This window comes from Halosolutus halophilus (assembly GCF_022869805.1).
Taxonomy (GTDB): domain Archaea; phylum Halobacteriota; class Halobacteria; order Halobacteriales; family Natrialbaceae; genus Halosolutus; species Halosolutus halophilus.
In genome coordinates this window covers 4,794,897-4,820,233 of record NZ_CP094974.1, presented here as the reverse complement: position 1 = coordinate 4,820,233, position 25,337 = coordinate 4,794,897, and the positions used below count along the sequence as shown (strand labels likewise).

The 25,337-nt window shown below is 65.5% G+C and carries 28 protein-coding genes and 1 pseudogene; 13 read left to right on the top strand and 16 right to left on the bottom strand.

Going from position 1 to position 25,337, the window contains the following annotated elements:
- Positions 1 to 46: 46 nt before the first annotated feature.
- Positions 47 to 1,951 (bottom strand): polysaccharide deacetylase family protein, encoded by a 1,905-nt coding sequence (locus MUG98_RS23895; protein ID WP_265109898.1) that lies wholly within the window; start codon positions 1,949 to 1,951, stop codon positions 47 to 49.
- A 116-nt stretch (positions 1,952 to 2,067) separates the two neighbouring features.
- On the opposite strand from MUG98_RS23895, the gene MUG98_RS23890 reads away from it, so the two are divergent.
- Together MUG98_RS23890 and MUG98_RS23885 are read left to right on the top strand one after the other, a co-directional pair.
- The gene (locus MUG98_RS23890; RefSeq protein ID WP_265109897.1) at positions 2,068 to 2,616 is read left to right on the top strand and encodes a hypothetical protein; all 549 of its coding nucleotides are present in this window, start codon (positions 2,068 to 2,070) and stop codon (positions 2,614 to 2,616) included.
- Positions 2,613 to 3,092 carry a hypothetical protein gene (locus MUG98_RS23885; protein WP_265109896.1) on the top strand — a complete coding sequence of 160 codons (480 nt, stop codon included), beginning with the start codon at positions 2,613 to 2,615 and terminating at the stop codon, positions 3,090 to 3,092. Before MUG98_RS23890 ends, MUG98_RS23885 begins: the two co-directional genes overlap by 4 nt.
- A 29-nt stretch (positions 3,093 to 3,121) precedes the next feature.
- Here the strand turns inward: MUG98_RS23885 and MUG98_RS23880 are convergent, their stop codons facing one another.
- Entirely contained in the window at positions 3,122 to 3,823 is a 702-nt protein-coding gene (locus tag MUG98_RS23880; protein ID WP_265109895.1) for a DUF2270 domain-containing protein, read from the bottom strand.
- Between the two features lie 139 nt (positions 3,824 to 3,962).
- On the opposite strand from MUG98_RS23880, the gene MUG98_RS23875 reads away from it, so the two are divergent.
- Positions 3,963 to 4,334 (top strand): thioredoxin family protein, encoded by a 372-nt coding sequence (locus MUG98_RS23875; RefSeq protein ID WP_265109894.1) that lies wholly within the window; start codon positions 3,963 to 3,965, stop codon positions 4,332 to 4,334.
- A 102-nt stretch (positions 4,335 to 4,436) separates the two neighbouring features.
- Here the strand turns inward: MUG98_RS23875 and MUG98_RS23870 are convergent, their stop codons facing one another.
- On the bottom strand, positions 4,437 to 6,185 hold the full coding sequence (locus tag MUG98_RS23870) for a carbamoyltransferase family protein (RefSeq protein WP_265109893.1): 1,749 nt from the start codon (positions 6,183 to 6,185) through the stop codon (positions 4,437 to 4,439).
- A 117-nt stretch (positions 6,186 to 6,302) separates the two neighbouring features.
- Between MUG98_RS23870 and MUG98_RS23865 the strand changes: the two genes are divergently transcribed.
- Together MUG98_RS23865 and MUG98_RS23860 are read left to right on the top strand one after the other, a co-directional pair.
- Positions 6,303 to 6,662, top strand: coding sequence for an ArsR/SmtB family transcription factor (locus MUG98_RS23865; RefSeq protein WP_265109892.1), 360 nt, complete (start codon positions 6,303 to 6,305; stop codon positions 6,660 to 6,662).
- Positions 6,659 to 6,925 carry a DUF7521 family protein gene (locus tag MUG98_RS23860; RefSeq protein WP_425601067.1) on the top strand — a complete coding sequence of 89 codons (267 nt, stop codon included), beginning with the start codon at positions 6,659 to 6,661 and terminating at the stop codon, positions 6,923 to 6,925. The genes MUG98_RS23865 and MUG98_RS23860 overlap by 4 nt, the downstream gene beginning before the upstream one ends.
- Positions 6,926 to 6,929: 4 nt before the next feature.
- Here MUG98_RS23860 and MUG98_RS23855 read toward each other — a convergent pair whose 3' ends face one another.
- The 3 genes from MUG98_RS23855 to MUG98_RS23845 all read right to left on the bottom strand — a co-directional run bounded on the left by MUG98_RS23855 (position 6,930) and on the right by MUG98_RS23845 (position 9,965).
- Positions 6,930 to 7,145, bottom strand: coding sequence for a hypothetical protein (locus tag MUG98_RS23855; protein ID WP_265109891.1), 216 nt, complete (start codon positions 7,143 to 7,145; stop codon positions 6,930 to 6,932).
- A 90-nt stretch (positions 7,146 to 7,235) separates the two neighbouring features.
- Positions 7,236 to 8,711, bottom strand: a complete 1,476-nt coding sequence (locus MUG98_RS23850; protein ID WP_265109890.1) for a dihydrolipoyl dehydrogenase — start codon at positions 8,709 to 8,711, stop codon at positions 7,236 to 7,238.
- A 129-nt stretch (positions 8,712 to 8,840) separates the two neighbouring features.
- Entirely contained in the window at positions 8,841 to 9,965 is a 1,125-nt protein-coding gene (locus tag MUG98_RS23845) for an MBL fold metallo-hydrolase (protein ID WP_265109889.1), read from the bottom strand.
- Positions 9,966 to 10,154: 189 nt separating this feature from the next.
- Here MUG98_RS23845 and MUG98_RS23840 point away from each other — a divergent pair.
- A pseudogene (locus MUG98_RS23840) lies at positions 10,155 to 10,472 on the top strand (SCO family protein); the annotation flags it as partial.
- A gap of 200 nt (positions 10,473 to 10,672) precedes the next feature.
- Here the strand turns inward: MUG98_RS23840 and MUG98_RS23835 are convergent.
- The 5 genes from MUG98_RS23835 to MUG98_RS23815 form a co-directional block, all read right to left on the bottom strand.
- Entirely contained in the window at positions 10,673 to 11,944 is a 1,272-nt protein-coding gene (locus tag MUG98_RS23835) for a M20 family metallopeptidase (RefSeq protein ID WP_265109888.1), read from the bottom strand.
- 4 nt (positions 11,945 to 11,948) lie between these two features.
- Positions 11,949 to 12,359 carry a helix-turn-helix domain-containing protein gene (locus MUG98_RS23830; RefSeq protein ID WP_265109887.1) on the bottom strand — a complete coding sequence of 137 codons (411 nt, stop codon included), beginning with the start codon at positions 12,357 to 12,359 and terminating at the stop codon, positions 11,949 to 11,951.
- A gap of 387 nt (positions 12,360 to 12,746) precedes the next feature.
- Complete coding sequence (locus MUG98_RS23825; RefSeq protein ID WP_265109886.1) at positions 12,747 to 13,151, bottom strand: helix-turn-helix domain-containing protein; 405 nt, start codon at positions 13,149 to 13,151, stop codon at positions 12,747 to 12,749.
- Positions 13,152 to 13,324: 173 nt separating this feature from the next.
- Complete coding sequence (locus MUG98_RS23820) at positions 13,325 to 14,368, bottom strand: sulfite exporter TauE/SafE family protein (protein WP_265109885.1); 1,044 nt, start codon at positions 14,366 to 14,368, stop codon at positions 13,325 to 13,327.
- Positions 14,369 to 14,515: a DUF7512 family protein gene (locus tag MUG98_RS23815; RefSeq protein ID WP_265109884.1), complete on the bottom strand. Its 147-nt coding sequence runs from the start codon at positions 14,513 to 14,515 to the stop codon at positions 14,369 to 14,371.
- Between the two features lie 387 nt (positions 14,516 to 14,902).
- On the opposite strand from MUG98_RS23815, the gene MUG98_RS23810 reads away from it, so the two are divergent.
- Entirely contained in the window at positions 14,903 to 15,748 is an 846-nt protein-coding gene (locus MUG98_RS23810) for a universal stress protein (protein WP_265109883.1), read from the top strand.
- A gap of 200 nt (positions 15,749 to 15,948) precedes the next feature.
- Entirely contained in the window at positions 15,949 to 16,374 is a 426-nt protein-coding gene (locus tag MUG98_RS23805; RefSeq protein ID WP_265109882.1) for an OsmC family protein, read from the top strand.
- A 141-nt stretch (positions 16,375 to 16,515) separates the two neighbouring features.
- On the opposite strand, the gene MUG98_RS23800 is transcribed toward MUG98_RS23805, so the two are convergent.
- Positions 16,516 to 16,953 carry an ArsR family transcriptional regulator gene (locus MUG98_RS23800; RefSeq protein ID WP_265109881.1) on the bottom strand — a complete coding sequence of 146 codons (438 nt, stop codon included), beginning with the start codon at positions 16,951 to 16,953 and terminating at the stop codon, positions 16,516 to 16,518.
- 127 nt (positions 16,954 to 17,080) lie between these two features.
- Here MUG98_RS23800 and MUG98_RS23795 point away from each other — a divergent pair, with 127 nt between their 5' ends.
- From MUG98_RS23795 to MUG98_RS23785, 3 genes are all read left to right on the top strand, one after another.
- On the top strand, positions 17,081 to 17,680 hold the full coding sequence (locus MUG98_RS23795) for a DUF8170 family protein (protein WP_265109880.1): 600 nt from the start codon (positions 17,081 to 17,083) through the stop codon (positions 17,678 to 17,680).
- Positions 17,681 to 18,091: 411 nt separating this feature from the next.
- Positions 18,092 to 18,709 carry a GAP family protein gene (locus MUG98_RS23790; RefSeq protein WP_265109879.1) on the top strand — a complete coding sequence of 206 codons (618 nt, stop codon included), beginning with the start codon at positions 18,092 to 18,094 and terminating at the stop codon, positions 18,707 to 18,709.
- Between the two features lie 327 nt (positions 18,710 to 19,036).
- Positions 19,037 to 19,573 carry a bacterio-opsin activator domain-containing protein gene (locus MUG98_RS23785; RefSeq protein ID WP_265109878.1) on the top strand — a complete coding sequence of 179 codons (537 nt, stop codon included), beginning with the start codon at positions 19,037 to 19,039 and terminating at the stop codon, positions 19,571 to 19,573.
- Between the two features lie 35 nt (positions 19,574 to 19,608).
- On the opposite strand, the gene MUG98_RS23780 is transcribed toward MUG98_RS23785, so the two are convergent.
- Entirely contained in the window at positions 19,609 to 20,265 is a 657-nt protein-coding gene (locus tag MUG98_RS23780) for a helix-turn-helix domain-containing protein (protein WP_265109877.1), read from the bottom strand.
- 111 nt (positions 20,266 to 20,376) lie between these two features.
- On the opposite strand from MUG98_RS23780, the gene MUG98_RS23775 reads away from it, so the two are divergent.
- Together MUG98_RS23775 and MUG98_RS23770 are read left to right on the top strand one after the other, a co-directional pair.
- Positions 20,377 to 21,705, top strand: coding sequence for a hypothetical protein (locus MUG98_RS23775; RefSeq protein WP_265109876.1), 1,329 nt, complete (start codon positions 20,377 to 20,379; stop codon positions 21,703 to 21,705).
- Positions 21,706 to 21,884: 179 nt separating this feature from the next.
- Positions 21,885 to 22,439 (top strand): DoxX family protein, encoded by a 555-nt coding sequence (locus MUG98_RS23770; RefSeq protein WP_265109875.1) that lies wholly within the window; start codon positions 21,885 to 21,887, stop codon positions 22,437 to 22,439.
- A gap of 29 nt (positions 22,440 to 22,468) precedes the next feature.
- Here the strand turns inward: MUG98_RS23770 and MUG98_RS23765 are convergent, their stop codons facing one another.
- The 3 genes from MUG98_RS23765 to MUG98_RS23755 are packed head-to-tail and all read right to left on the bottom strand — an operon-like array spanning position 22,469 to position 25,231.
- Positions 22,469 to 22,816 carry a hypothetical protein gene (locus MUG98_RS23765; protein WP_265109874.1) on the bottom strand — a complete coding sequence of 116 codons (348 nt, stop codon included), beginning with the start codon at positions 22,814 to 22,816 and terminating at the stop codon, positions 22,469 to 22,471.
- Positions 22,816 to 23,817: a cytochrome d ubiquinol oxidase subunit II gene (cydB, locus tag MUG98_RS23760; RefSeq protein ID WP_265109873.1), complete on the bottom strand. Its 1,002-nt coding sequence runs from the start codon at positions 23,815 to 23,817 to the stop codon at positions 22,816 to 22,818. Before cydB ends, MUG98_RS23765 begins: the two co-directional genes overlap by 1 nt.
- A complete protein-coding gene (locus MUG98_RS23755) occupies positions 23,810 to 25,231 on the bottom strand; it encodes a cytochrome ubiquinol oxidase subunit I (RefSeq protein ID WP_265109872.1) in 1,422 nt (473 codons plus the stop codon). The genes cydB and MUG98_RS23755 overlap by 8 nt, the downstream gene beginning before the upstream one ends.
- Positions 25,232 to 25,337 lie beyond the last annotated feature (106 nt).

Genomic DNA, 25,337 nt, shown 5'->3' with positions numbered 1-25,337 from the left:
ACGCTGCCCCTGACGGGGTCGCGATCGACGCAAGCGCCGGCCGTCGCTACGAGTCGGTGACGTCGAGCGTCCAGTCGCCGTCGGCCTCGACGTTGAGCCAGACGGGTCCGCCCGCCTTGTACGATCGCGAGTTGTCGAACGCGCCGGTCCGGTTGACGAGGACCTCTCGACTGCCGTCCTCACCGTAGCCGTCGACGATAAACGTGCCGTCGCCATCGTGTGTCGCGACGACCCTGACGTCGCCGTCCGTCCACAGCGGCCCGACGAACGACGATCCCGTACCGGCGTCCTCGAACGGAAGGTCGTCGAGGTCGTCGCTGTGAACCGACGGCTGGGAGAGGTCGATCGACCACGCGCCGTCGGCGTCGACCTCGAGCCTGTAGGTGGCGTCCTCGACGGCCATGATCGAGGTTCCGGTGGGATTCCCGGACGTCGTCAGCAGATTCTCGTCGATTCCGAACCCGCCGGTTTTCGTCGCGTCGACGGTGATCTCCCTGCCGTCGTGGGAGACGTTCGCGACGAGGACGCCCTCGTCGAGGTCGAACGTCGGCGAGTCGCCGGTTCCCGATCCCTCGAACGCGTGGGACTGGCCCGCCTCGAGAACGACTCCGTCCGGCCGTTCGCCGGTCTCGGCTTCGTCGCCGCTGCTGTCGCGGTCCAGCGTCCCGTCTACGAGGTCGGAGGGTGTGACGACGTCGAGGCCGCGGTGTTCGATGTGATCGAGGAGCAGTCCGAAGTCGTCGAGCGACATCCTGTTCTCGTCGACGCCCACGTCTTCCTCGTCGACGATCCGCGGAATCCGCAACACAGTGAGCAGGTCGTACTGGTCGGAGAGATTGAGATGGCGGCGAACGCCGGTGTGAAGCGCGGGGCCCCAGATGAACGGGATCATGTGCATCTCGATCGGCGGGGCGGCGGTCGTCCCGGAACTGTACAGGAACGCCGACTCGTGGACGTCCCTGACGACGTCGTAGGTCGTCGAATCCATCCGGGCCTCGGGAACGAACAGGTGGCGCGATCCGTCGTCGAAGCCGTCGCTTGCGAGTGCGTCTCGAGCGGTTTCGAGGATCTCACGCTGCCGATCCGCGGGCTGTTCCGGCAGGGGCGTCGACGTCTGCGGGAGCGAACAGACGTCCCAGCCGCGGTCGCTGAGGTCGCGTAGTTCGTCCAGCCCCATCCGACCGCCCTCGCCGATTCGATCGGGGCTGACCGGAACCGCCGCGGCCCAGCCGCGCTCCTCGAGCATCCCGGCCGCGACGTCGTAGTGCGAATCGTGGCCGCCGTGGAACGCGAGGATCGCCTTGCCGTTGGCGGCCGACTCGGTTCGCCGGAGGTCGTCGACCAGCAGTCTGGTCGGCCCGCCGTCCGGCCCGTCTGCGATGACGTTGATGCCGGTGACGTTCGAGAGGTCCGGATCGTTCCCCGGCTTCTGCTGGTAGCCGCAGTCCATCCGGAACCAGCCGTCGTACCCGTCCGGCACCACGCGAATGCTGGAGAGGCGCTCGCTGCGTGTCGGCGCGAGGAACTCGACGACGATTCGATCTGCGGATTCCGGCTTGACCGCCACCGACGCGTCCCAGCCTTCGAGATCGATCCCGTCGGGGAACCGAAGCTCCATGCCGGCCGTGCCCTCGTCGCTCTCGACGACCGCCGCTTGCGATCCGGATCGCGCCTCGTCGGAGGCGGCCGATATCTCGCCGGTACGGGGAGACCACTCGTCGAGGGTCTCGAAGTCCGAGAGCACCTCGCCCGCCTCGATCGCGGGCCAGCGCACGGAGCCGTCGCCCGGTTCGCCCCCGCCGTTCCCGTTCGTCGCGTCGTCGGGAGTCGTCTCGCTCGCCTCGTCCGAGAGTACGTCCGTACAGCCCGCAAGAGTCGTCGATGCAGCACCGAGTGCGGCCAGCATCCGCCGTCGAGACGAGCCGTCGTCCGCGTCGCGTTCGTATGCCATTGTCGAGAGGTTCCTCGCCAGCACGTTCATTATTGTGTGGGTAAACGGCGCCGCGATTTGCTGACCCAGCAAATCGGAGTCGGAAATTTTAGTCAGCGTTGTATCTGTGTACGCAGATGATCTCGCGCGAGTCGATCACGGGTTACCTGACCAACCTCTCCGCAGCGGTCTCGTACCCGTTCGAGACGTGGCGAGGGACGATCGGACTGGTGATCGTGACGCTCGCCACCTACGTCCTCCTGATACTGAGCGCGATGCCGGAGTTTTCGCTCCAGATGCTCGGCGACGGTCTCCACTGGTTCGACTACGTCCTCGTCTCGCTCACGGAGACGATTTACCGGACCGACGGTCCCTCGTCGATCGCCGTCATCGTCCTCTACGCCCTGCTCACAGGCGTCGCCGTCGTCAACGCCGTCGCGCAACTTCGATTCGTCGGGCCCGCGGGTCTGACCGACCTGTCGGGGGTCCTTCCCGGGCTCCTCGCGTCGGGCTGTGCGAGCTGTGGTGCCGGGCTCCTCGGCTTTCTGGGGTTCGCCGGGGGGCTGGCCGCGCTCCCGTACGACGGGACGCTCCTTCGGATCGGCGGCCTGGTGCTGTTGCTGTTCTTTCTGGGACGGGCGGGCCATCCCGAACGGTGTGCGATCGCGACGGAGGCGACGAAATGACGGGACGCCGGTTCGTCCACTCGATCCGATCGAACGGACGAGCGATCGCGTGGGGAACGGCCGTCGCGATCGGCGTGTTCCTGCTGTTCGGACTCGTCACCGGACTCGTTCCGAACCCGCTTTACGTCCGGATGGTTCCCCGGACGCCGGTCGACTACCTGTTCCTGACGCTGACGGCACTGCTCGCGGGCGTCTATACGGCCCAGCGACTGACGACCGAAGTGGCCAAACCCGAATCCGAAAGCGGCGGCGAGTCGGACGGCGAGGATCGATTGCTACTGGGCGGGCTGGTCGGCGGGTTCCTCGCGGTCGGCTGTCCGATCTGTAACGTCTTCCTGCTCGCGCTGTTCAGTTCGTCGGCGCTCATGACGTACTTCGATCCGCTCCGGCCTCTTCTCGGCGCGGTCTCCGTCGCGATCCTGGCGGGGCTGATCTACGTGCGCCACCGGCGATCGTGTCCGACCTGCGCCGCGTGATCGCCCGGGTGCGGCGCGTTCGCCCGGGATCACTCGGATTCCTTCCAGTCGCCGGCCTCGGTGTCGCGGAACTCTCCTTTGGCTTCCCGCTCGCGCGGCCAGAACGTGATCGCGAGAATCGCGGCGTAGAACGCGCCGACGACGGTCACGACGGCGATCCCGGGAACGGTCCCGACGGAGGCGGCGGCAGGAAATCCCGCATTCCGTGCGAACGCCGTGACGCGAAAGAGCCACGCGATACACAGCACGGTCAGGAGCGCGAAGTAGATGCGTCGCAAGCGATTCGCGATCGCCTCGAACATCGTGATCTTCAGGGTCGGTTGCCGGTAGTCGTCCCCGAGTTCGGTCCGCCAGTTCCCGTGTTCGACGCTCCGGGACGGATCCAGCGTGGGAGCCAGGAAGTTCTGCTGGAACAGTCGCACGCGAGAGCGGTAGACGTCGTAGTCGCGGTACCGCCGCGCCTCGATCGCGAGGAACATCCCGACAGTCAGGACGCCGATGAGGACGATATAGTGTGGATTGTCGGCACTCGAGAACGCCCACGTGAGGATCGCCGCCATCAGCGTGACGGCCCAGGTCGTCGTCTGATCGAGTCTCGACCGCCAGGTCGTCTCGCGATCGAGTTCGCCGCGGTACGCGTGGCCGAGTACCGACGGCAGTTCCGATGCGTCGTGGCCTACCTCGCGTCCCGGATCGGCCTGTGCGGACTCGTCGTCGGCGTTGTCGGTCATGTCTCCAGTCTTCGACGGCCGAGACGAAGAATCTCGGCCCCGACCTCGAGACCCGTCGACGCGGGATCGAAACCGATCGACCATCGATATTGCACACATTGTGCAAACATTCAAATGCTCCTGGCGCGTTCGTTCGGTAATGACCGAACCAGCGCACTCGGAGTCGACCGGCGTCGGACGGACCGCGCAGAAACCCGTCCAGTTAGACGACACCGACGATTACGATGACCTCCTCGCGGAGCACGACCTCGTACTGCTCGAGTTCGTCACGTCGGGGTGCGGAATCTGCGCGTCGATGGACCCGGTGCTCGGCACCGTCGCCCGAAGCGCGCCGGGCGTCGTGGCGACGGTAAACGCCGGTCACGTCCCGGAGCTCACCGGCGAGTTCGACGTCCGGAGCGTCCCGACGCTCGTCGTCCTGAAAGACGGCGAAGAGGTCGCCCGCCTCGACGACGGGTTCCAGAGTGCGGAGACGCTCGTGGACCTGCTCGAGACGCACGCGGCGCAGTAAGGGTGAGAATGCGTAACGAATAGTGTGTTTTGGATGCAATACTGATGCGATCGCGAGGTTTCGACGCGCGAGCGAAGCGATCGGGTCGGGACGACGCGTCGATCACCCGGGACGGGCGTCCGTCTCGACGGCGTGGGTGTCCTTCTCGACGACGAGGTCCTCGAGCACGAGCACGTCGAGTCCCATCCCGTAGAAGTCCTTGAGCGCCTGGGTCGGCGTCCGGACGATCGGTTCGGCGTGATCGTTGAACGAGGTGTTGAGGACGACGGGGACGCCGGTGACGTCGGCGAACTCCGAGATCAGTCGGTGGTATCGCGGGTGCTGATCCTCGCGGACGGTCTGGGGTCGCGTCGAGTCGTCGGCCGGGTGCAAGACGGCCTCGAGGTCGTCGGTCTTCGCCGGACGGACGTCGAACGCGTCGATCATGAACGGTGCCGTCCCGCCGTCGGCGAGGTACTCCTCGGCGGCCGACTCGAGCATCGACGGCGCGAACGGCCGCCACTCCTCGCGGTGTTTGACGAACCGGTTGACCCGATCGCGCGACGCGGCGGTACGGGGATCGGCGAGGATACTTCTGGCCCCGAGTGCTCGCGGACCCATCTCCATGCGACCCTGGAACCAGCCGACCAGGTCGCCGTCCGCGAGTCGTTCGGCGACGTAGCGCTCGAGGTCGTCCGGTTCCGCGTACGCGATCTTGTTCGTCTCGAGGGTCGACCGGATCTCGTCGGTCTCGTACCCGGGACCGAAGTAGACGGACGTCTGTCGATCGACCGCCGCCGGTCGCTGTCGTGACCAGCCCGCCCCGAGCGCGAGGCCCGCGTCGTGGGCGACGGGCTGGACGAAGACGTCGTCGACGACCGGCGATTCGCGAACGCGCTTGTTCAGCTTGCAGTTGAGCGCCACCCCGCCCGCGAGCGCGACGTTCGCGGTACCGAGGCGATCGACGGCCGTCTCCGCGACGTCGACGACCGTCTCCTCGAGCAGTTTCTGGGCCGTGTAGGCGAGGTCTTTCTCCCACCGGTCGAACTCGCCGGGCGTCTCCGTTCGCGAACGACCGAAGGCGTCCTCGAGCAGTTCGACGCCGTGACCGGTGCCCCACCGCCTCGTGAGGCCCGTGACGTCGTAGTCGACGCCGGTGTCGATCAGGTCCCGCAGGACGGCTTCGATCTCCGGATTCTCCTCCCCGTACGGGGCGAGTCCCATCACCTTCCCTTCGCCGTTGAACATCCGGTAGCCGAGGAACTCCGTCACGACGGCGAAGAAGAGTCCGAGACTGTTTGGGTGCTCGTACGTGCGCACGCGACGCAGGCCGTCGTCGTCGGCGTACCAGATCACCGTCGAATCGTACTCGCCTTTCGCGTCCACGGTGAGGACGATCCCCTCGTCGAACCCGGACGGGTGGAACGCGCTGGCGGCGTGACAGCGGTGGTGGGAAACCGTCTCGATCGGTGGCAGCGGCGTCCCGATCGACTCGAGGCGGCGTTCGATCTGCCGCGTCGGGACGAACCGACTCCGGACCTGGCTGACGAGCGTCCGCTCCAGCGCCGAGAGCTTCCGTCCGAGACCGGGCGCTCGAATCGCGTCGATCAGGTAGTGGGTGGCGATCTCTCCCCGGAGTTGCGGATCGTACGGCAGGAGGACGCGATCGAGGTCCGGAAGCTCCAGGTTCCGAGAGTCGAGACACGCCCGGATCGCGTGCTCGGGGAAGGTATCCGTGGCGTGTTTGTCCCGCGTATATCGTTCTTCCTCGACGCCGAAGACCGGCGTTCCGTCCTCGAAGAGCACGGCACTCGGATCGTGTTGGCCGTACAGCCCGATCGCGGGTTTAAATGCGAGTAGATACTCCGTCATGATTCCGTGATAGTAACGCTGGTCTAGGTGGATGCGAGGGGCGCACAAAACACCCGTGGTAATTTGCTGACCCGGCAAATCGTGGCCTATTTAGTCGTGTACAGTGAGGGAGCGTCCGTGCAACAGGAGGGAGATACGGACCCGGGCGACGTCTTCCAAGTCCTGGCCGACGACTACGCCCGTCGGATTCTCGTCGCTGCGGATCGGGGTCCGATGACTGCGAAAGCGCTCAGCGAGGCGTGTAACGCGTCTCTCGCGACGGTGTATCGTCGCGTCTCGACGCTCAAGGAGTACGACCTCGTCGAAGAACGCACGTCGATCGGACCGGACGGCTCGCACAGGAGCGAGTTCGAGACGGCACTCGAGGGTCTCCACGTCGATCTCTCGGACGGCGAACTGACGCTGGCCATGGAGACGCGCGACGAACTTGCGGACAACTTTACGTCGCTGTGGGACGACATTCGGGGAGAGCGATGATCGAGGCGCCGTTGGTCCTCGCGAAACTGGTCACGCTCGCGTTGAGCCTCGCCATCGCGTACCTGGCCTACCACGGCTACCGACGAAACGGTCGCAAACCGATGCTGTACGTCGCCGCCGGATTCGTGTTCATCGGCGCCGGTGCGATCTGTGAAGGCCTCATCTACGTGGTCTTCGGAACGTCGATCCTGTCTGCGGGCCTCATCCAGGCGGCGATCGTCTCGAGCGGGATGGTGCTCGTTCTCGTCTCACTGACCAGGTGAACGGCTACGACTCGCAGGTGGAACAGCCGGTCCGGCGTCGAAGGACGACCGCGGCGACCGCGAGCACCAGCGCAGTCACGACCACCGGAGCGAGACCGGCACCCAGTCCGCTGACGGTAACTCCCCCCGTCACGGCGGCCGTGCCGGGACCGACACAACAGAGACTCGCCAGTCCCGCGAGACCCAGCCGCGCGCGTCGTGATGCCGAATCCGAATCCATTACGCAGCCGTACGGAACCGCCGCTGATATGATTTGTGAACAGTCACTCCGAATGGACACCGCGTCCGCCTACGGGGCCCTCGCGTCGGCTCATTCGTGATCGTGGTCGTGGTGGTCGTGGTCGTGATGATCGTGATCGTGTGCACCACCGCGGCGAGTGAACTGGCCGGCGAACGCCCGATCGACCACTTCCGACAGCGCGGGATGGATGTGGACCGACTCGCGGATGTCCCAGACGGTTCCGGTGCCCGCTTTCATCGCGACGACGACCTCCTCGATCAGGTTCGACGCCTCCGGGCCGACGATGTGACAGCCGAGGATCTCGCCGTCCGGTTCGATGAGCACCTTGACGAGCCCCTCGATCTTCATCGCGCTGCCACGGGCGGTGTCCTCGTAGGGGTACGTTCGCGTGGCGTACTCGCGATCGGCCTCGCGGAGGTCCTGCTCTCGTGCGCCGACGCCGGCCACCTCCGGCGAGGCGAACACGGCGAAGGGCATCGCGGTGTAGTCGACCGGTTCGAGGTCGTCACCGAACAGGTTCCGGACGACGGTCCGGGCCTCGTGGTTCGCGTTGTGTTTCAGCAGATATTCCCCGACGATGTCCCCGAGTGCCCAGATTCCCTCGGCCGTCGTCCGCAGGTACTCGTCGGTCTCGACGAAGCCGTTCGCGTCGGTTTCGACGCCGGCGGCCTCGAGGTTCAGCGTGTCCGAGTTCGGCCGTCGGCCGGCCGCGACGAGCAGGGTGTCGCCCGTCACGGTCACGTCGTCGCGCTCGCCCGCGTCGTCCCACGCCGGCGGGTACGGGCGCGCCTCGACGGTCACCTCGCCGCCGGACTCCGAGGCGGCGACGGCCTCGTACCCCGTGTAGACGTCGAACCGATCGGCGTAGCGCTCGAGAAACGCGGCGGCGACGTCCTCGTCGGCCTCCGGAAGGAGTTGCGCGCGTCGACCGACGATCGTCACGTCGCTACCGAACGTCCCGAAGAAGTGCGCCAGTTCGGCCGCGATGTAGCCGCCGCCGACGATCACGAGGTGGTCCGGCGGCGCCTCGAGCTGGAGCGCCTCCCGGCTGGTGAGGTACTCGACGGTCTCGATGCCGTCGATCGGCGGGATCGCCGGACGCGTCCCCGCTGCCACGAGGATGGTGTCGGCGCTCGCGCGCTTGCCCGCGTCGAGACCGTCGGTAATCTCGATCGTCCGATCGGCGACGAATCGACACTCGCCCTCGAACAGCGTGTGCCGGTTCGACGTGCGCAATCCGCGGTGGATCGACTCGGCGCTACTCGAGACGTCGTCGTTCACCTCGCGGACGATGTCGGCGAAGTCGACGGCCGTGACGTCGGCGTGGATTCCGAACTCGTCGGCCCGATCGACGGTCTCCATCACCTCCGCGTGGTACAGCAGCTTTTTCGAGGGGATACAGCCGCGGTTGAGACAGGTGCCGCCGAGCGGCCCCTTCTCGACGACCGCGACGGACTGCCCGCGGTTCGCGGCCGCGTTCGCGACGTCGAGTCCGGATCCCGAGCCGATGACGAGGAAATCGAACTCCGCAGTTCCAGCGTCCATACGCGTCCCGACGACGGCCAGACCGATGAAACCTCCACCGGCGACCGGAGCCGCGGGACTGGTGACGATAATCGAGCGGAGAACGCGGTCTGCGACGAACCGGGGAGAACTCGTCCGCTACGGGCCGTCTCAGTTCGCGGCGCAGTTGTTCGGTCCCAGTTCGAGCGCCTCGACGTCGCCGCCGGGCTGTTCTTTGCCCCAGTTGATCTGCTTGATCTCGTTGTAGTTTGCCGGCTCGTCCGCGAGGCTCTCGACGATGGTTTCGACGAACGCCTCTTCGTCGTCGTCCTCGACGTAGCTCAGGAGTTCGTTCGTCGTCTCTTCCCGAAGCGCGCCGAGTTCGGTTGCGAGCGGACGAATAGCCTCGTCGCTGAAGTGACCGGGCAGAACGACGGTCTCGTCGTCGAACTCCGTCAGCCGATCGAGGCTGTCGAACAGCCGGCTCGCAGCCGTCCGGACGGCGTCTTCTGCGCCGTCCTCGAGGTCGGGGCGGCCGACGCTGCGAAGGAATAGCGTATCCCCGGCGAGGAGCGCATCGCCGAACTGGAACGAGACGCTGCCGGGCGTGTGACCCGGCGTGTGGAGTACCTCGAGTTCGCGCTCGCCGACCGGGATCGTCTCGCCGTCTTCGATCGTCGCGACGGTGTCGAGTTCGCCGGCGTCGTCCCCGTGGAGGTAGTACGGCACGTCGAGTTCGCCAGCGAGGCGGCGCGCCCCCGAGACGTGGTCGGCGTGGGCGTGCGTGTCCGCGACGCCGACGATCTCGAGGTCGCGCTCGTCGGCCGCGTTCAGATACCGATCGATGTACTGACTCGGATCGACGACGACGGCCCGATCGCCGTCGTGGGCGAGGTACGAGACGCAGCCCGTCCCGGGGCGGACGATCTGGACGACGCCGTCGACGCGATCCACGTCGTACTGGCGGTGGACGCGACCCCAACCGTTCATACCGTCGGTGACCGATTTCGCGTCGAACCCGTGCTCGCGGAGGAATTCCGCAGCGCGTGCCGACGTGATACCGGCGACACAGACGACCGCGATCTCCGTATCCGTCGGCAGGTCGTCGAGGTGGGCCTCCAGCGTGGAGTAGTCGTACGACAGCAGTTCGTCGTAGATGGGGACGTTCTTGCTCCCGTCGATCCGCCACTCGTCGTAGTCGTCTTCGTTTCTGACGTCGAGGACGAAGAGTTCCTCCGTATCGTCTTCGTGAATGCGTCGGGCAACGGCTGCGGGATCGAGGTCGGTATTGGACATTCCGACCAAGACTATCAGAGAGTGGGTATTAAATCCGTTGGTCAGGTCGGGTAGTATCGAATACGTGTATAAGCGGACGAATGGCGTGTAGCCGTAACGAGGGCGGCAATGCGGTCAGTCGGCGCTGAAACGTCGTCCGATCGATACCCGATCGAGAGATTTGCTCACTCAGCGAACCGACGATCACGATTCGATCCCGAACGGGACACCGAGGACGTGCTGCGAACGTACGCCGGGGAACAGGGCGTCGATCTCGACGCTGGGAACTGGCACTTTCTACGACCGGCGCAGTACGACGTCGGCAAAGAGATCGTCAGCGAGCGGTTCGGACTGCCGCTCGAGAAGCGACCGGCCGAGGACTACGAGAACCTCGAGTACATGTTCCCGCATTACAGCTACGTCTTTCTCGTGAACGCGCAGGGGATCGTCGAGCGAGTGTATCCGAACGGAGCGACGAGAGACGCCTCACGCGTCGTCGACGACTTCGAAACAGTGGCGACCGCGTGACATGCGTCGGCGAGAGCTACTCGCCGGTCTCGGAAACCGCGGCGCGATCGGCGGTGCCGGTTCCGTGTCGATACGCGGACTCCCGGCGATCGAGAACGACGTCGGCGGGGAGACCGGGGAGGATCGGACGACAGCAGCAACCGAGCCACCCACCGTCGAGACGATCGACGTACGTCGATCGTCGCCGGCGTCGGCTAACGCTACCTCGCGTCCGTCGTGTATTGCTCGGATCGGGATCGGTCCGCGGCGAACGCGGCCGGCAATCGAGCGTACGTCTCTGCGGTCGCCGCGAGGGCGTCGACGGTCGTGTATTCGTCGCAGGCGTGGACCGTATCGGTCCCGACGGCGAACTCGACGGTCGGAATTCCCGCGTTCCGGAGCTGCTTCGCGTCGCCGCCACCGGTTGCACTCCGGCGGTGGACGCGATCGGCGAGCACGTCCGCCGCGACGGCTCGCGTCGCGGTCACGATCGGCGCGTCCGGCTCCTCGTAACTGCCGACGCTCCAGCTTTCGTCCGCGATCGAGACGCCCTCGTGGTCGTCGATCCACTCCCGAACCTCTCCGAGGACAGCGAGTGTCTCCACCCCCGCGGTAAGGCGAACGTCCAGCCGGGCGCTCGCGTGGCGAGGCACGCTGTTGACGGTCTCGCCGCCCTCGATCGTCCCGAGGTTGACCGTCGGGCGTTCGAACAGCCGCCGTGCAGTCGCCTCGCCCATCGACGGGGCGTAGTACTCGATGGACTCCACCACGATCGGTTCGACCGGGTCCGGAATCGACAGCGAACGGTCTTCGAGCCGCGTCCGGATCGTCTCGACGGCCGACCAGAGCCGATCGATCGCGTTCTCGCCGAGCATCGGGCGCGATCCGTGGGCGGCCTCGCCGGTCGCCTCGAGCGTGAGCCAGATGCTCCCCCGGTCGGCCACCGTGATCGAGTGTGCACCCTCGCTGCAGGTGGGTTCACCGATCACGCACGCGTCGGCGTCGAGCCGATCGGCCTCGACCAGGGCCGTCACGCCGGCGTCGCCGCCGACCTCCTCGTCGCTGACGAACGCGAACGCGAGCGTCACCGGCGGCCGGCTGTCGGATCCTGCGTACGCGCGGGCGACGTGGAGCATCGCGGCGATCGCGCCCTTCATGTCCGTCGTCCCGCGACCGTAGACGCGATCGGCGACGCGTTCGCCGAGCGGATCGTACGACCAGCCGTCGGGGTCGAACGGGACCGTGTCGAGGTGACCGCCGAAGAGCAGCGTCGTCTCGCGCTCGCCGGGGAGCGTCGCGAGCAGGTTCGGTTTCGTGGGAGCGGCCGCGAACCGTTCGGTCTCGAGGCCGAGGTCGGCGACGAACGATTCGAGCCACGCGACGATCTCGCGGGTGTCGCCGGGCGGGTTGGTCGTGTCGAACGCGACGAGTTCGAGCGTCGTCTCGGCGAGTTCGTCCGGGGACACGTCGCGATCGACGGCAGGTTCGGTCACGGCGCTACTCCCCCGACGAGACCGTGGCGTCGTCGACGCTGGCGCGTTCGTACTCCGCCTCGAACTCCCGGATGAGCTGGTCCAGCTTCGCGTACCAGTCGTTTACCATCCGTTGCATGTCGCTCGCGATCTGGTTCGGATCGGTCGGGTAGTAGACGTGGTAGTAGCCACCCTGGTCGTAGTTGACCTGTTCTTTCTGGATGAACCCGCTCTGGAGCAGTCGCCGGACCGATCGGTAGGCGGTCGAGCGTTCGCGGTCGACGCGCTCGGCGACCTCGTCGATCGTCAGCGGCTCTTCGCTCTCGACCACCGTTCGATAGCACTCCGTGTCGAGTCGTTTGAGGCCGTGAATGCACTCCAGCAGTCCTTCACACACCATCTCCTGCTGGAGTTGTTCGGCCATCGAATTCGCCATGGTACTACGTCGACGTTCGGTCCGAACGGTGATAAGAGTTATGTGGAATCTGTACAATACTAATGCGCGATCGTCCCGGCTCTGCGACGGCGGACGCGAACGCCGCATCGACCGTCACCGGACGTTCAACTGGTCCGGAGTGCCGAGCGCACGCCTCCACCGGGCGCGATCGGCGCGTCGAGTCGAGCGGGACGATCGAACAGTGTATTGATCGAACGGAACACGTCTACTCTCGCGTACGGCCTTTCCTCTCGGGTCGAACACCGAGGCACTCGGCCTGCATCACATGGAGAACCGGAGAAGCACGAGAAATCGTGCGAACGCTCACAGCGGCTCACGAACGACGATCGCGGACGACGGCCCCGCCGATTGCCGACGGCCGCGGGACTACCCTTCGACGGCCGGTGCGCCGTCGTCGACGTGTTCGTACTTGTCCTCGAACTCCTGGATGAGCTGGCCCATCTTCGCGTACCAGTCGTTCAACATCCGCTGCATGTCGCTCGCGATCTGGTTCGGATCGGTCGGGTAGTAGACGTGGTAGTAGCCACCCTGGTCGTAGTTGACCTGTTCTTTCTGGATGAACCCGCTCTGGAGCAGTCGCTGGATCGACCGGTAGGCGGTCGAGCGTTCGCGGTCGACGCGCTCGGCGACCTCGTCGATCGTCAGCGGCTCTTCGCTCTCGACCATCACCCGGAAGCACTCCTTGTCGAGTTGTTTGAGACCGTGGATACACTCCAGGAGACCTTCACACTGCATGTCCTGCTGGAGTTGTTCTGCCATCGAACTAGCCATTGTGCTGGTTCGGTGTAGGGCTCCCGCCGATAAAAGGGTTTTGTGGATATTGTACAATCTCGACGACCCGTCGTCAGGTGCCGTCGCGCGCCGCTAGTGTCGCTTCCGTCCCGAAATGACGTCGGGAACCGAACGCCGCGATACGGTTTCCGCCATCGACGATGGAAGGGATGCTAGTCCGCGCTCACGCCAGTCGCGTCGGGATCTGCGCGCATCGTCGTGATCGTGCTGTAGATCACGGCCCCGCTCACCAGCAGCGCCGAGAGCATGATCAGCACGAAGCCGATCGTGTCCAGCACGGGCATGCCGAAGTAGCCGGCCGACTGCTGGAAGGCGACGGCGATCGATCCACCCAGGAGCATCAGCCCGAAGTAGATCTTGATGTCGTCCTCGTTGACGACGCTGGTCGCTGCCGAGCCGATACGGGCACCGAGTGCGCTCCCGGCCAGCAGCGGGACGACGATCGAGAGATCGACACCGCCGTTGAGCCCGTAGGTGTACGCACCGAAGCCGCCCGAGATGACGATCTCGAACAGGTCGGTTCCGACCGCGATCGGCACCGGGACGCCGATCAGGTAGAACAGCGCGGGCATTCGGATGAAGCCGCCGCCGACGCCGAGGAAGCCCGAGAGGAGTCCCGTGGCGAACGCGACGCCGAGGATCATCCACAGCGAGACCTGAATGCCGCCGGAGAGGGTCATCATCGGCGGAACCCGGTAGGACTGGATCGTCTTGGCGATGTCCGGAATGTCGTCCGGATCGATCTCCTGGTTCGCGGCCTCGTGGTGACCGCCAGCGCCGCTGTCGTCCGATCCGTCGGCCTTCAGCGCGTTGTAGCTGACGAACAGGCCGATCGCACCCAGCAGGAAGACGTACGTGACGCCGATGACGCCGCCTGCGAGTCCGATTTCTTCGAGGTAGTACACGATGTGACTACCGACTTCGATGCCTGCGGTCGTCCCGACGACCATCAACCCGCCGAGTTTGTAGTCGACCTGACCGAGGTCGCGGTGTTTCAGCGTCGCGATAACGGCCGTCCCGAAGACGAAGGCCATGCCGCTACCGACGGCGACGCGGGTGGGATACCCCATCACGAGTAACGCGGGCGTGACGAGGAACGAACCGCCCATCCCGAAGAAGCCGAACAGCACGCCGACCATGAAGCCGAAGCTCACGAACAGTGCGAGCATCGTCAGTGCGATTCCAAAGAGTTCCATTTATGTCTGGGTGATCCGCTCGATGAGTGGTTTTGCGACCTGCTCGAGGGCACCGTAGCCCACGTAGAGGACGATTGCCTCGACGAGGACTGCGCCGACGAGCACGATTGCCTGTGCTGGTCCTGAAAGCGTCGCGAAGTCGATCATGCGTCTCGACCCCGTTCCGGATTCGATCGTGTGTAGTTCATGGGTTTCTGCTCAATACTCTCTATCCACAGAGTGCGTATAACGCTTTTGGGATTGGCGCACAATATTACTGCGAGCTATCTCACGGCTATCCAACGAGAATATTCCCATAGGTTTTGCAAATATAGGCCTCGTTTCGCCGGGCGGCCTCGAGGCTCGGACGCGCCAAAATCAGTTACACGCTCGTGATAGTCAGGATTCGCATAGCGAACCAGTTATACCTCGGCGAGAATGGTCGGGGACAATACGGATCGATTGCCGATCGGATTCCCGACGCGCACGGCGCACAGACACGCCACTATATTGGGCGACCCAAACAATATTATACCGTCGGAACCTACAGATGGTATGAAAGCGGTCTGTGCGACTGACCTATCGGCAGCCAGTGAGGCAACGATCGAGAGCGAAACCTGCCTCGAGTGTCTCGGCCGGATCGGCGTCGACGAGATCCACCTGGTGACGGTGATCCCGTCGAACGTGCACGCGGGGATGCCCGGAATGAACTTCGAAGGACGTCGCGAGCAGGCACTCGATCGATATCGTCGCGTCATCGAGAACGCCGGGTTCGACGTCGAGACCCACGTCGTCCGCGGCACGCCACATCGACGGATTACCGGGATCGCCGGGACGATCGGCGCCAGCCTGACGATCGTGGGCTCGCGCGGGAAGAGCCCGCTCGAGAACCGCGTCATCGGTTCGACTGCGCGCAACCTCGCCCGGACGACGGTGACGCCGTTGCTCGTCAACCGGGTCGAACGCGAGGCCGACGAACCGGACGTGGTCCGGGAACACCTGTTCCAGCGCGTGCTGTACGCGACGGACTTCTCCGAGAACGCCGATCGGGCCTTCGAGGCGTTCTCGTACCTGCGCCACGCCACGCAGGAGGCGACACTGGTCCACGTCGAGACGCCGAAGGACCCGGGGCTCCCGGAGGAGGAAGATCCCGAAGCCCGACTGGCGGAACTCGCCTCCCAGCTCGAGGAGTGGGGAATCGAGACGCGGACCGACGTTCGGCAGGGCGACCCGGCCGACGAGATCCTCGCCGCGGAGGCCGAGTACGACCCGACGACGATCCTCGTCGGCTCGCGGGGCCACAGCAGACTCCGACGGCTGTTGCTCGGGAGCGTCTCCGAGGACATCGTCGCGCGGGCAAACGGGAACGTCATGCTCGTGCCGCCGGAGCGGACGGCCTGACGACCGCGGTCTCGGTCCCGCGACGGCAGCACGATTCGCCGATCGCGTTCCCAGAATTGTATATGTCGCACAATACTTAAGCGGAATGCGACGAGCATCTCCGACGGAGGTACGGACGGCGTCGTCGCCGACGACGACCGCGAACGGTACCGGTATCGACCCACGCGACCACCTGCCGACCCGCCACCGACCAGCACACGATGACACGATCCGACGACCTGACGACGTACGAACTGACGGGCGAGCGACACAGCCCGAAACGGATGCGAATCGACACCGGCGACGCCGAGTTCGTCGTCGGCAAAGACGTGAACCCCGTCGAGTACTTCCTTGGCGCGGTCCTCGGCTGTCTGAACTCGACGGGGACGATGGTCGCCCGCGACATGGACATCGCGATCGACGACATGACGGTGACGATAGAGGGCGACGTCGACTACGCCAGCTACCTCGGCGCCCCCTCCGACGCGCGCCCCGGCCTCCAGGACCTCGACGTCACGATTTCCGTGGCGGCAGACGCCGACGAGGACACCCTCGAAGCGTGGCTCGCGGCGATCGAGGACCGCTGTCCGGTCACCGACAACGTCGAGAACGAGACGTCGATCGACGTCGCCGTCGAGTCCGCCTGAACGGTCCGATCGGTCTCGTGGCGCCCGGCCCAGGAGGCGTGAGAGACGGCGATCGGTCACCGACTCGGCCGTTTCCGCGGGGACCTGCACGTATCGGGCGAGATCGACGGGACGAACCGACTACTCGAGCGGGCCCGTGATCTACTCTCGAGTCGGACGAGGCATGGCTTCGAGTTCCTTGATCTCACCCGTCCGCTGGACGCGATCGTACTGCCGTTGCCACGCCGCTTCGGGAAACAGGTCGTTTCGATCGAACAACTCGCGTGCCTCGTCGCTCAGTTCGTAGAACTTGTACGGGTAGCCGCGAATCCGGTTTCCTGGCTCGACGACGAGTTCCTCGACGACCCCGACGTCCTGCAGGATAGAGAGATGGCGTCGGATCGCGTCGTCCTCGAGACTCGGGTTCATGTAGTCTAGCTCCTTCACGCTGGGTGCCCCTTCCGGGTGGCCGACGATGTCGGCGATCAGGTTCGCTCGCGTCCTGTCGGTCGACTTCTGGAGCGCCGCCCACGAGTCGAACGCTCCGGGCTCCCCCTGGCTCCCTCCGTCGGCGTCCGTCCGCTCCGGTTTCGGGTGCATACGAGACGGTACACGAGCAGCCACCATAAACACTCGGTCGATGGCGTAAACTGATTCCTCAACCGGTTCATCAAATGGATGTGGTACCAGTACAGCTATTAGTAGTCCAACGCATCTCACAGCCAGTATGGAAGACGGCGGAGAATCGGGAGACGATGCGACGTACATCGGCGATATCGAGTCACCGGAGGTAACCGACGACGCCCAACTCAACCCGACTCCGGAACAGCACGAGCGGCTGAAGGACGGGCTGCACGGGGAGTTGTTCGCCGACGTTCGGCGTACAGATCGGCGATACCTGGTGATCGGCCGCGGCTCCGGTGAGCCGGGCGCTCGTCGACGACGCGTCTGTGATCTCCTCGACGAGCGCCGGAACGCGATCGCGTTTCGCCTCGAGGATTTCGGCTTTGCCAGCGACGAACTGGACCTGTGGGCGCCCGCGTTCGATATCCTGTCCGAACTGTCGTCGGCCATCGTCGGCGTCCTCGAAGACTACGACGGTGGACACGTCTGGGAACTCGGGTATCTGTACCGCTACCAGACGACCGTTCGTAACAGTCTCTGGCTGTTGAAACGCGTCTACGACGCCGAGGAACGGATGCGCGAACGCTACGACGACGGGATGGCCGCGTCTCACCTGGCCGCACTCGAGGAGGCAGTTGGCGATCGTGTCGTCGAGTGGACCGATCCCGAGGAGCTCCCAGCGGCGGTGAAGTCGATACCGTAGCAGTTGTCGATTGCAACGGGTCCCTCGTCCGCCGCTATCACGATCGGCGTGCTGAATACAGCGGATCGATTCACCGCACTGTACGGGTTTTCTGGGCCAGGTCGATCGATACTAACAGCACGTCACTCGTCGTCCAATCGCAGACCGCACCGGGCGATTGATCCGGTGTAAACGACGCGAAATAACTATCGGTCCGTCCGGTCAAGCTTTAGCACGGGTTGCGTCCAACTAGCGATGGACGGTCGACAACGCGCCCGATTTCAGTATGACGACCGACGAAATTCCCGCAAGAGGAAACGGATACGGTACTCGTACCACCCGTACCAGCGGTACCCGCTCGGTGAGACCGAAAGCCCCCTTCGAGACCGTCTCGACACGGCAACCGGAGCACAGTTCTCCGGTGATCGAGCCGTGAGTTTCCTCGAGGTGTTGCCGCTGGTATTCGTGATGATCGCGGGCCCCCAGATCCTGAGCGCCATCTTCCTCGCGACGAGCGAACGCTGGCGGCGAAACTCCGTCGCGTTCGTGGGCGGTGCGGCCGTCTCGATCACGCTCGTCGTCACCATCACCTACCTGTTCAGCACCGGCACGATCGGCCAGCGGGCGTCGAACACGACGCTCAGCGCGATCGTCGTCGTCGCGCTCCTGCTCGCGATGGTACACACGTACCGAACGAGAGCGACGTCGAAACCGCCGCGATGGATGGGGAGACTCGAGACGGCGACGCCGCGGTTTTCGTTCAGACTCGGCTTTCTCCTCATGGGTTTTTTCCCGACCGACGTCCTCACGTCCGTCACCGTCGGCTCCTACCTGGCGGCCCGTAACGCCCCGTGGACGGACGCCGTCCCGTTTATCCTGCTCACGCTCCTGGTGCTGGCCCTCCCGTCGCTCACCCTGGTTGCCTTCGGCGAGCGGGCAGAGGCCGTCCTTCCGAAGATTCGCGACTGGATGAACACGAATTCGTGGATCGTCAGCGAAGTCGTGATCCTCTTTTTCATCGCGATGTCGCTCAACAACCTGCTGGGCTAGGTATCCGTCGGTCGTACGACGGAGACGCAATTCGGCGGACCGGTCTCGACGAAGTGCATTAGCAGTGCCAGCCGACAGGATAGGCGATCGGTCTCGAGGAGCCGCCCGAAAGAGGGGCACAGTCGTAATCACGAACCGTTCGAGTCGGGTTCGCGCCGATTCAACCCCGCCCCGGTGAGGCGGGGGATCGCCTCGGGTATCGCTCGAAGCGCACCGGACTACTGTCGGCGCTCTGCCACGGCGAGGTCGCGAGCGTGCCAGGCCGTCACGGTCCGGGTCACCGCGACGAGCGCGGTAAACGTCCCGTCGCGTCCGTCGACGTCCGCGATGGCCTCGTGGAACGCGTCGAGCCAGCCGAGCCGTGACTCGGACGAGGTACTGGTTCGCGTCACCGTTTCGGAGGGGTCGGTCGTCGCCACCCTCGCGAACTACGGCGCAGTCGTCCGGTCGCTCACCGCCGACGGCACCGTGGGGACGCTGGTCGCGGAACTCGCCGAGACGGCCGACGTCCGGACCGTCGTCGAGGCCGTCTCCGAGACGCACCCGGAGGCGGACCTCGTGGGCCAGCGCGAACGCGACCGCACGCCCGAGACCCGCGGCCAGTTCCGTTCCGCGGTCCAGGAGCGCGTCACCGATCGGCAACTCGAGGCCCTCCAGTTGGCCCACTTCGGCGGCTTCTTCGAGTGGCCGCGCGAGTCGAGCGGCGACGAACTCGCCGACAGGATGGGAGTCTGCCAGTCGACGTACCTCCAGCACCTCCGGGCCGGTCAGCGGAAGGTCTTCGAGGCGTTCTTCGACTCCGACCGTGGGACGGACGACGGCCGTCCGTCGGGAATCGCCGCCGGAACGGCCGGCACGGACTAGTCTCTCGGGCACCCCACGAACACGCCCGATCGCACTCACCGATCGCGGGAGGCGGGGGCGACGTGTTCCTCGGCGAACCAGTGCGCGATCGTTCCCTCCGCACGGTGAAGCACGTCGCTACAGGTCGATTTGGAGACGTCGAGAGTCGACGCGACGTCCGTCAGCGTCGCCTCGCGCGGAACCTCGTAGTACCCGCTGTCGAGGGCGGTGAGAAAGACCTCGAGCTGTCGGTCTGTCAACAGCTGCTCCGCACGACCCGCGTCGACGTCGTGGACGTACTTGATGCGGTACCCGACGTCGTGCTCGTCGAGGGACGATCCGAGGGCGGAGAGCCGGTCCGAACTCGTCGTCAGTTCCCAGGTCACGACGCCGTCTTCGACCTCGAAAGGCGTCTCGATCGGGACGCCCGCGCGTTGCATCGGTGCGAGCAGCGACGGGTCCGACGTTTCGACCTGGAGGAGCGCCGTCTCGTCGTGCGTCCACAGCAACTCGAGGTCACGAACGTCGTCTCGGTCCTCGATAGCGGCGAGTATCGGAACCGGGTTCGACGCCGACAGTTCGATGACGCCGATCGCGACGTCCGGGCCCGGAAGCACCGAGGTGACCCGGAACGTGACGTCCGGATGTGCCGTCGAGACCTCGTGAATCCAGAGCGACTCGGGAATCCGTACGATGAGTTTCGCGCGGGGCATTCGATGGTATCAGTCGGTCGCCCACCGACGAGAAAACGACTTCGAACATGTTCGAATCCGTCCGACCAGTTCGCGAGAAGGGATACGCTACCGGCGCTCGTTCGAACGTGTATGACCGACAGGACGTCACACGACTCGCGCCAGTCCGTTCCCGAACGCCGACCCGACCGCCGATCGAACGACGGGCCGCTGCTCTCGGCGACGCCCTTTCACGCGGCTGGCGTCGTTTTTCTCGCCGCCGGATTCGTCCTCGCGCTCTTCCAGGGACTGCAGCAGTTCGATCTCGTACCTCAGGTGGCGTGGATCACGTGGACGCACATCCACTTCGTCACGATCGGCGCGTTCACCCAGTTGCTCTTCGGCACGCTCCCGCAGCTGACGGCCAGGAAACTCGATCGACCCGCGCCGGCGTCGTGGGCCACGAGAGCGCGTTTCATCGGGTTGAACGGCGGATTACTGCTCGCCTGGTACGGACGGGCATTCGGCGAGCCGCTGTGGTTCGACGTCGGCCTCGGGACGATCTGGCTGCTCACGCTCTGGCTGTTCGCCGTCGTTCTCGTGATGACCCTCCGGAGCGACGGCGGGCGAGCGCGGGATCCCACTGTCGGCTTCTACCTGCTCTCACCGTTCGTCTACCTGGTCGGACTCGGCCTCGCGTTCGGCCTGTACAGTCACGGCTGGGACGTCCCCGGCGGCTGGTACGGGCTCCGGGAGGCCCACGTCCACGCCAACGCCTGGGGCTTTCTCGGCCTCGCGGCGATCGGCACGCTGTACGACCACTTCCCGCGGCTCGTTGACGCAGACCTGTACAGCGATCGCCTGCGACGGTACTCGTTCCCGCTGTTCGCACTCGGTATCTTCCCGCTCGTCGTCGGGCCGGTGCTCGGCATGGGGCGGACGGTGACCGGAACCGGGCTGGCCCTGTACGCCGCCGGCTACGTGCTGTACGTCTACACGCTCGCCCGGACCTATCTGGCCGGCACGTCGAACGGAACGGCACTCTCGGTGCTGGCCGCGCAGGGTTGGATCCTCGGTCCGGCCGCGTTCGCGCCGTTCATCCTGTTCGGGATCCCGCTCGGGATCCCCGAACCGTGGATCGAGACCGGCGCGCTGCACTTCTTCTTCCTCGGTTGGGGGCTCCCGATCGCGCTCGCGGGAGCGTTGCTCTTCGTCTCCCCCCGCGAGCGGCCGGGAGCCGACGCGAGCGTCGCCGGACTCGTTCCCGCGACTGGCGTCCCCTCGGTCGTCGGACCGTGGATCGTCCTCGCCTGGAACGTCGCGGTGCTCGCCGTCGGGATCGGCTTCTTCTACCAGGACCAGTCCTGGTCGGCACTACTTCACGGGGCGGGATACGCCGTCTTGCTCGCGATCTGGGGGTACTACCTGCTCGGGATCGTCGGTCGGCGGTGGCCGCTGCACGCTCACGCGTCGACGGCCTGAGTGCGAGACGCACAACGGCTGCCGTTTCGGGTCCGAACCGACGGGTGAAACCGCCCGTCCGGTATCGGTTTCCCCAACAGTCGGGCCGTGGACGGGAGATCCGTCGTTCGGTATCGATAGCTCCTATCGATCGGGATTTCGGCTTGGTTTATAATACTCTGGCGTCGGTAGTGTTCATCATGGTCACAAAAGAAGTACGACTCCAGAGTACAGTCGCGGGGCTTACGGCTGACGGGAGAGTCCACACGTTGAGCGTCTGGTTTATCCTCGCGCTCAGACTGATGATGGGACTCGCGTTTTTCCAGAGCGGTCTCGACAAGGTACTGTCGGGAGAGTTCGGTGCCGGCGGCTATCTGACGGGGGCCGTCCCGGACAGCGGCAGTCCGGCAGCCGACCTGTTCGTGGCGATGGGGAATACGCCGTGGTTCGTCGACTTCGTGAACGTCGCCGTTCCGTGGGGCGAACTCCTCATCGGCCTCGGCCTGCTGTTCGGGGCCTTCACGCGACTCGCCGCGTTCTGGGGCGCGTTCATGATGCTGCTGTTCTACCTCGGAAACTGGGACGTCGCACACGGCTACATCAACGGCGACTTCGCGTACATGCTCGTGTTTCTCTCGGTCGCCGCGTTCGGCGCCGGACGGATCCTCGGCCTCGACACCTACATCGAAGGGTACGAGATCGACGGGCAACCGCTCGTCGAACGCTACCCCTGGACGCGGTACATCCTCGGGTGACGAGCGGGTCCGTCGGCGTACGACGTCGATCACTCGATCGATCGCCCGCTCGACGCCCGGAGCCACGCCTTGACGAGTTCGTTCACGTTGTGAAAGACGATGCCGACGGTGAGCAGGGTCGTCGCCAGGTAGATCACGAACCCGGGCGGGCCGCCGACCGCAGCACCGAGGAGGCCGCCGGTGATGCCGACGACCGTGAGTTCGATCCACGTCACCAGTATCCGGGAACTCAGCCGCGGCGGGGACGGACCGGATTCGCCCGGTCCGATCGCCGATCGTTCGTCGGTGCGGTCGGGCGAGTCCGGGTCGCCGACCGCCGGGCGATCGTCCTCGGCGCGTCCGTGTTCGGCGCGGTCGTCGTCGCCGCTGGCCCCCATCAGTACGACTCACCCGCTTCGATCGGACCGCTGAACGCGGAGTAGAGGACCGCGAAGTAGACGAATACGAGCGGGAGCAGGATCGCCGCTCCGATGGACATGAGATTGAGCGGGAGCGTCGAGACGATGGCCGTTTCGACGGTCAGTCCGCCGGCGCGGTCGATGGCCGGATACATCAGGCCGGCGACGATGCCGACCAGGGAGAAGACGAGCCCTGCGGCGGCACCGAACGCCACGTAGTAGCGGTCCGCCCGCGTCGCCGCCGCGTACACCCCGGCGAGGACGAGCGTGGCGAGGACGAGCGCGGTGATCGGCGCGGAGAACAGGGCCGGCCGCAGCGCGGGTGCCGCTCCGTAGACGTATCCCAGCGTCACCACGACCAGGACGAGATACGCCGCGAGCGCGCGAAACCCGTCAGTCCGGAGGTCGTCGCGCAGGTCGCCACGCGTCTTCAGTCGGAGGAAAGCTACGCCGTCGACGACGGTCAGTGCGACGACTGCGAGTCCGACGACGAGCCCCGGCAGCGTCACGATCGTCGTCGCGCCGAACAGCCAGTTCGCCGTGAACATCCCCAGAAAGAACGGGGCCGCGAGGCTGCCGACGACGAACGCCCGCCCCCACCACCGCTGCCACGCCTCGTCGTGGCGCTGTTCGTACATCTCGGGTGCGAGGCCCCGAATAATGAGCGCGCCCAGGATGGCGAACATCAGCAGGTAGTGGCGGCTGAACAGGTTGGCGTAGACGGCCGGGAAGGCCGCGAACATGGCACCGCCGAACACGACGAGCCACACCTCGTTGCCGTCCCAGAAGGGCCCGATCGCGGACAGCAACTGCTCGCGCTCGTCGTCGTCCTCGCGGGTCGCGAACAGCGCGCCGACCCCGAAGTCGAAGCCGTCGAGAAACAGGAACGTGGCGAAGATGAAGAACAACAGTCCGAACCAGAGGTCGGCGAGCGGAAGCCCGAACAGGGGATCGGTCGCGAGCGATGCCGGGTCAGTCATCGGCGCCCACCTCCGACGCGGGCATCTCCGGTCGGTCCACGTCCGTCGTCGACACGTCCGGCGGTCCGGCGCGGACGATCCGGACGACGACGTACGTGTAGAGGGCGAGTAAGCCGAGGTAGACGACGGCGAACCCGGCGAGCGTCGCCGTCGCTTCGAGACCGGTGAGTCCCGGTGAGACGCCGTCGCTCGTCCGCAGGACGTCCTGGATGACCCACGGCTGGCGACCGACCTCCGTGACGACCCAGCCCAGTTCGACCGCGACGATCCCGAGCGGGGTCGAGGCCATCAGCGCCTTGTGGAGGAGGTCGTCTTCGAGGAGTTCCCCGTTCCACCAGCGGTAGCCGCCCCAGACGGCCAGCAGGATGAACCAGAACCCGAGCGCGACCATGATCCGGAACGCCCAGAAGACGATCGCCACGGGCGGCTGTGGCCCCTCGAACTCGTTCAGCCCCTGGATCGACGCCTGCGGATCGCCGCCGCTGGCGAGCCACGACGCGCCACCGGGGATCCCGATGCCGAAGATGTCCTTGGCCCGCGGATCGAGCAGGTCCCCGATGCTCGTCGGGAACGCGACGATGTACTCGGGGACGTATGAGTCGGTCTCCCAGACGGCTTCCATCGCGGCGAACTTCTGGGGCTGGGTTTCGACGATGTGTCGCGCGTACAGATCGCCGTGGAGCACTTGCAGCGGCGCGGTGATGAGCAGTGCGAGGAGGCCGAACTTGAGCGTCGTCTCCCAGAATCCGACGTTCTCGACCGGATAGCCCCAGACGTGGTGTCTGAAGACGAAGTAGGCGCCGAGTCCGGCCATGAACAGCGCGACGGACTCGACGGCGGCGTTTTGCATGTGGACGAACATCCACGGGAACCGAGGGTTCGCGTAGGCCGCGATCGGATCGACCAGGTGGACGATCGTCTGCCCGTTCTCCGTGGCCAGTTCGTAGCCTCGCGGCGTCTGCATCCACGAGTTGGCGATCAGGATCCAGACGGCGGAGAGCCACGTCCCGAGTCCGACGGCGACCGCCGAAACCATGTACAGCGGGTTCCCGACGCGTTCGCGGCCGAAGACGAAGATCCCGAGGAACGTCGCCTCCAGCATGAACGCCATCATCCCCTCGAGTGCGAGCGGCCCGCCGAACAGTTCGCCCGCGGTCGTCGAAAACGCCGCGAAGTTGGTGCCGAACTCGAACTCGAGGACGATGCCCGTCACGGTGCCGACGACGAAGCTGACGGCAAAGATCCGCGTCCAGAACCTGCGTAACTGCTCGTAGATCGGTTTCCCGGTGCGGATGTCTTTCCACGTGAAGTAGACGAGGAAGGGCGCGAGCCCCATGCTCATCACGGGAAAGATGATGTGGACGATAGTCGTGAGCGCGAACTGCAACCGACTGGCGGTGACTGGATCGATCATGGAGTAGACCTGACGGATATTCGGGTGCGATTCTTCCTCGAAGCGACGGGGTGGCCGATCGTAGTCGAAACGACGGAGTGTCCGATCGTAGTCGAAACGACGGAGT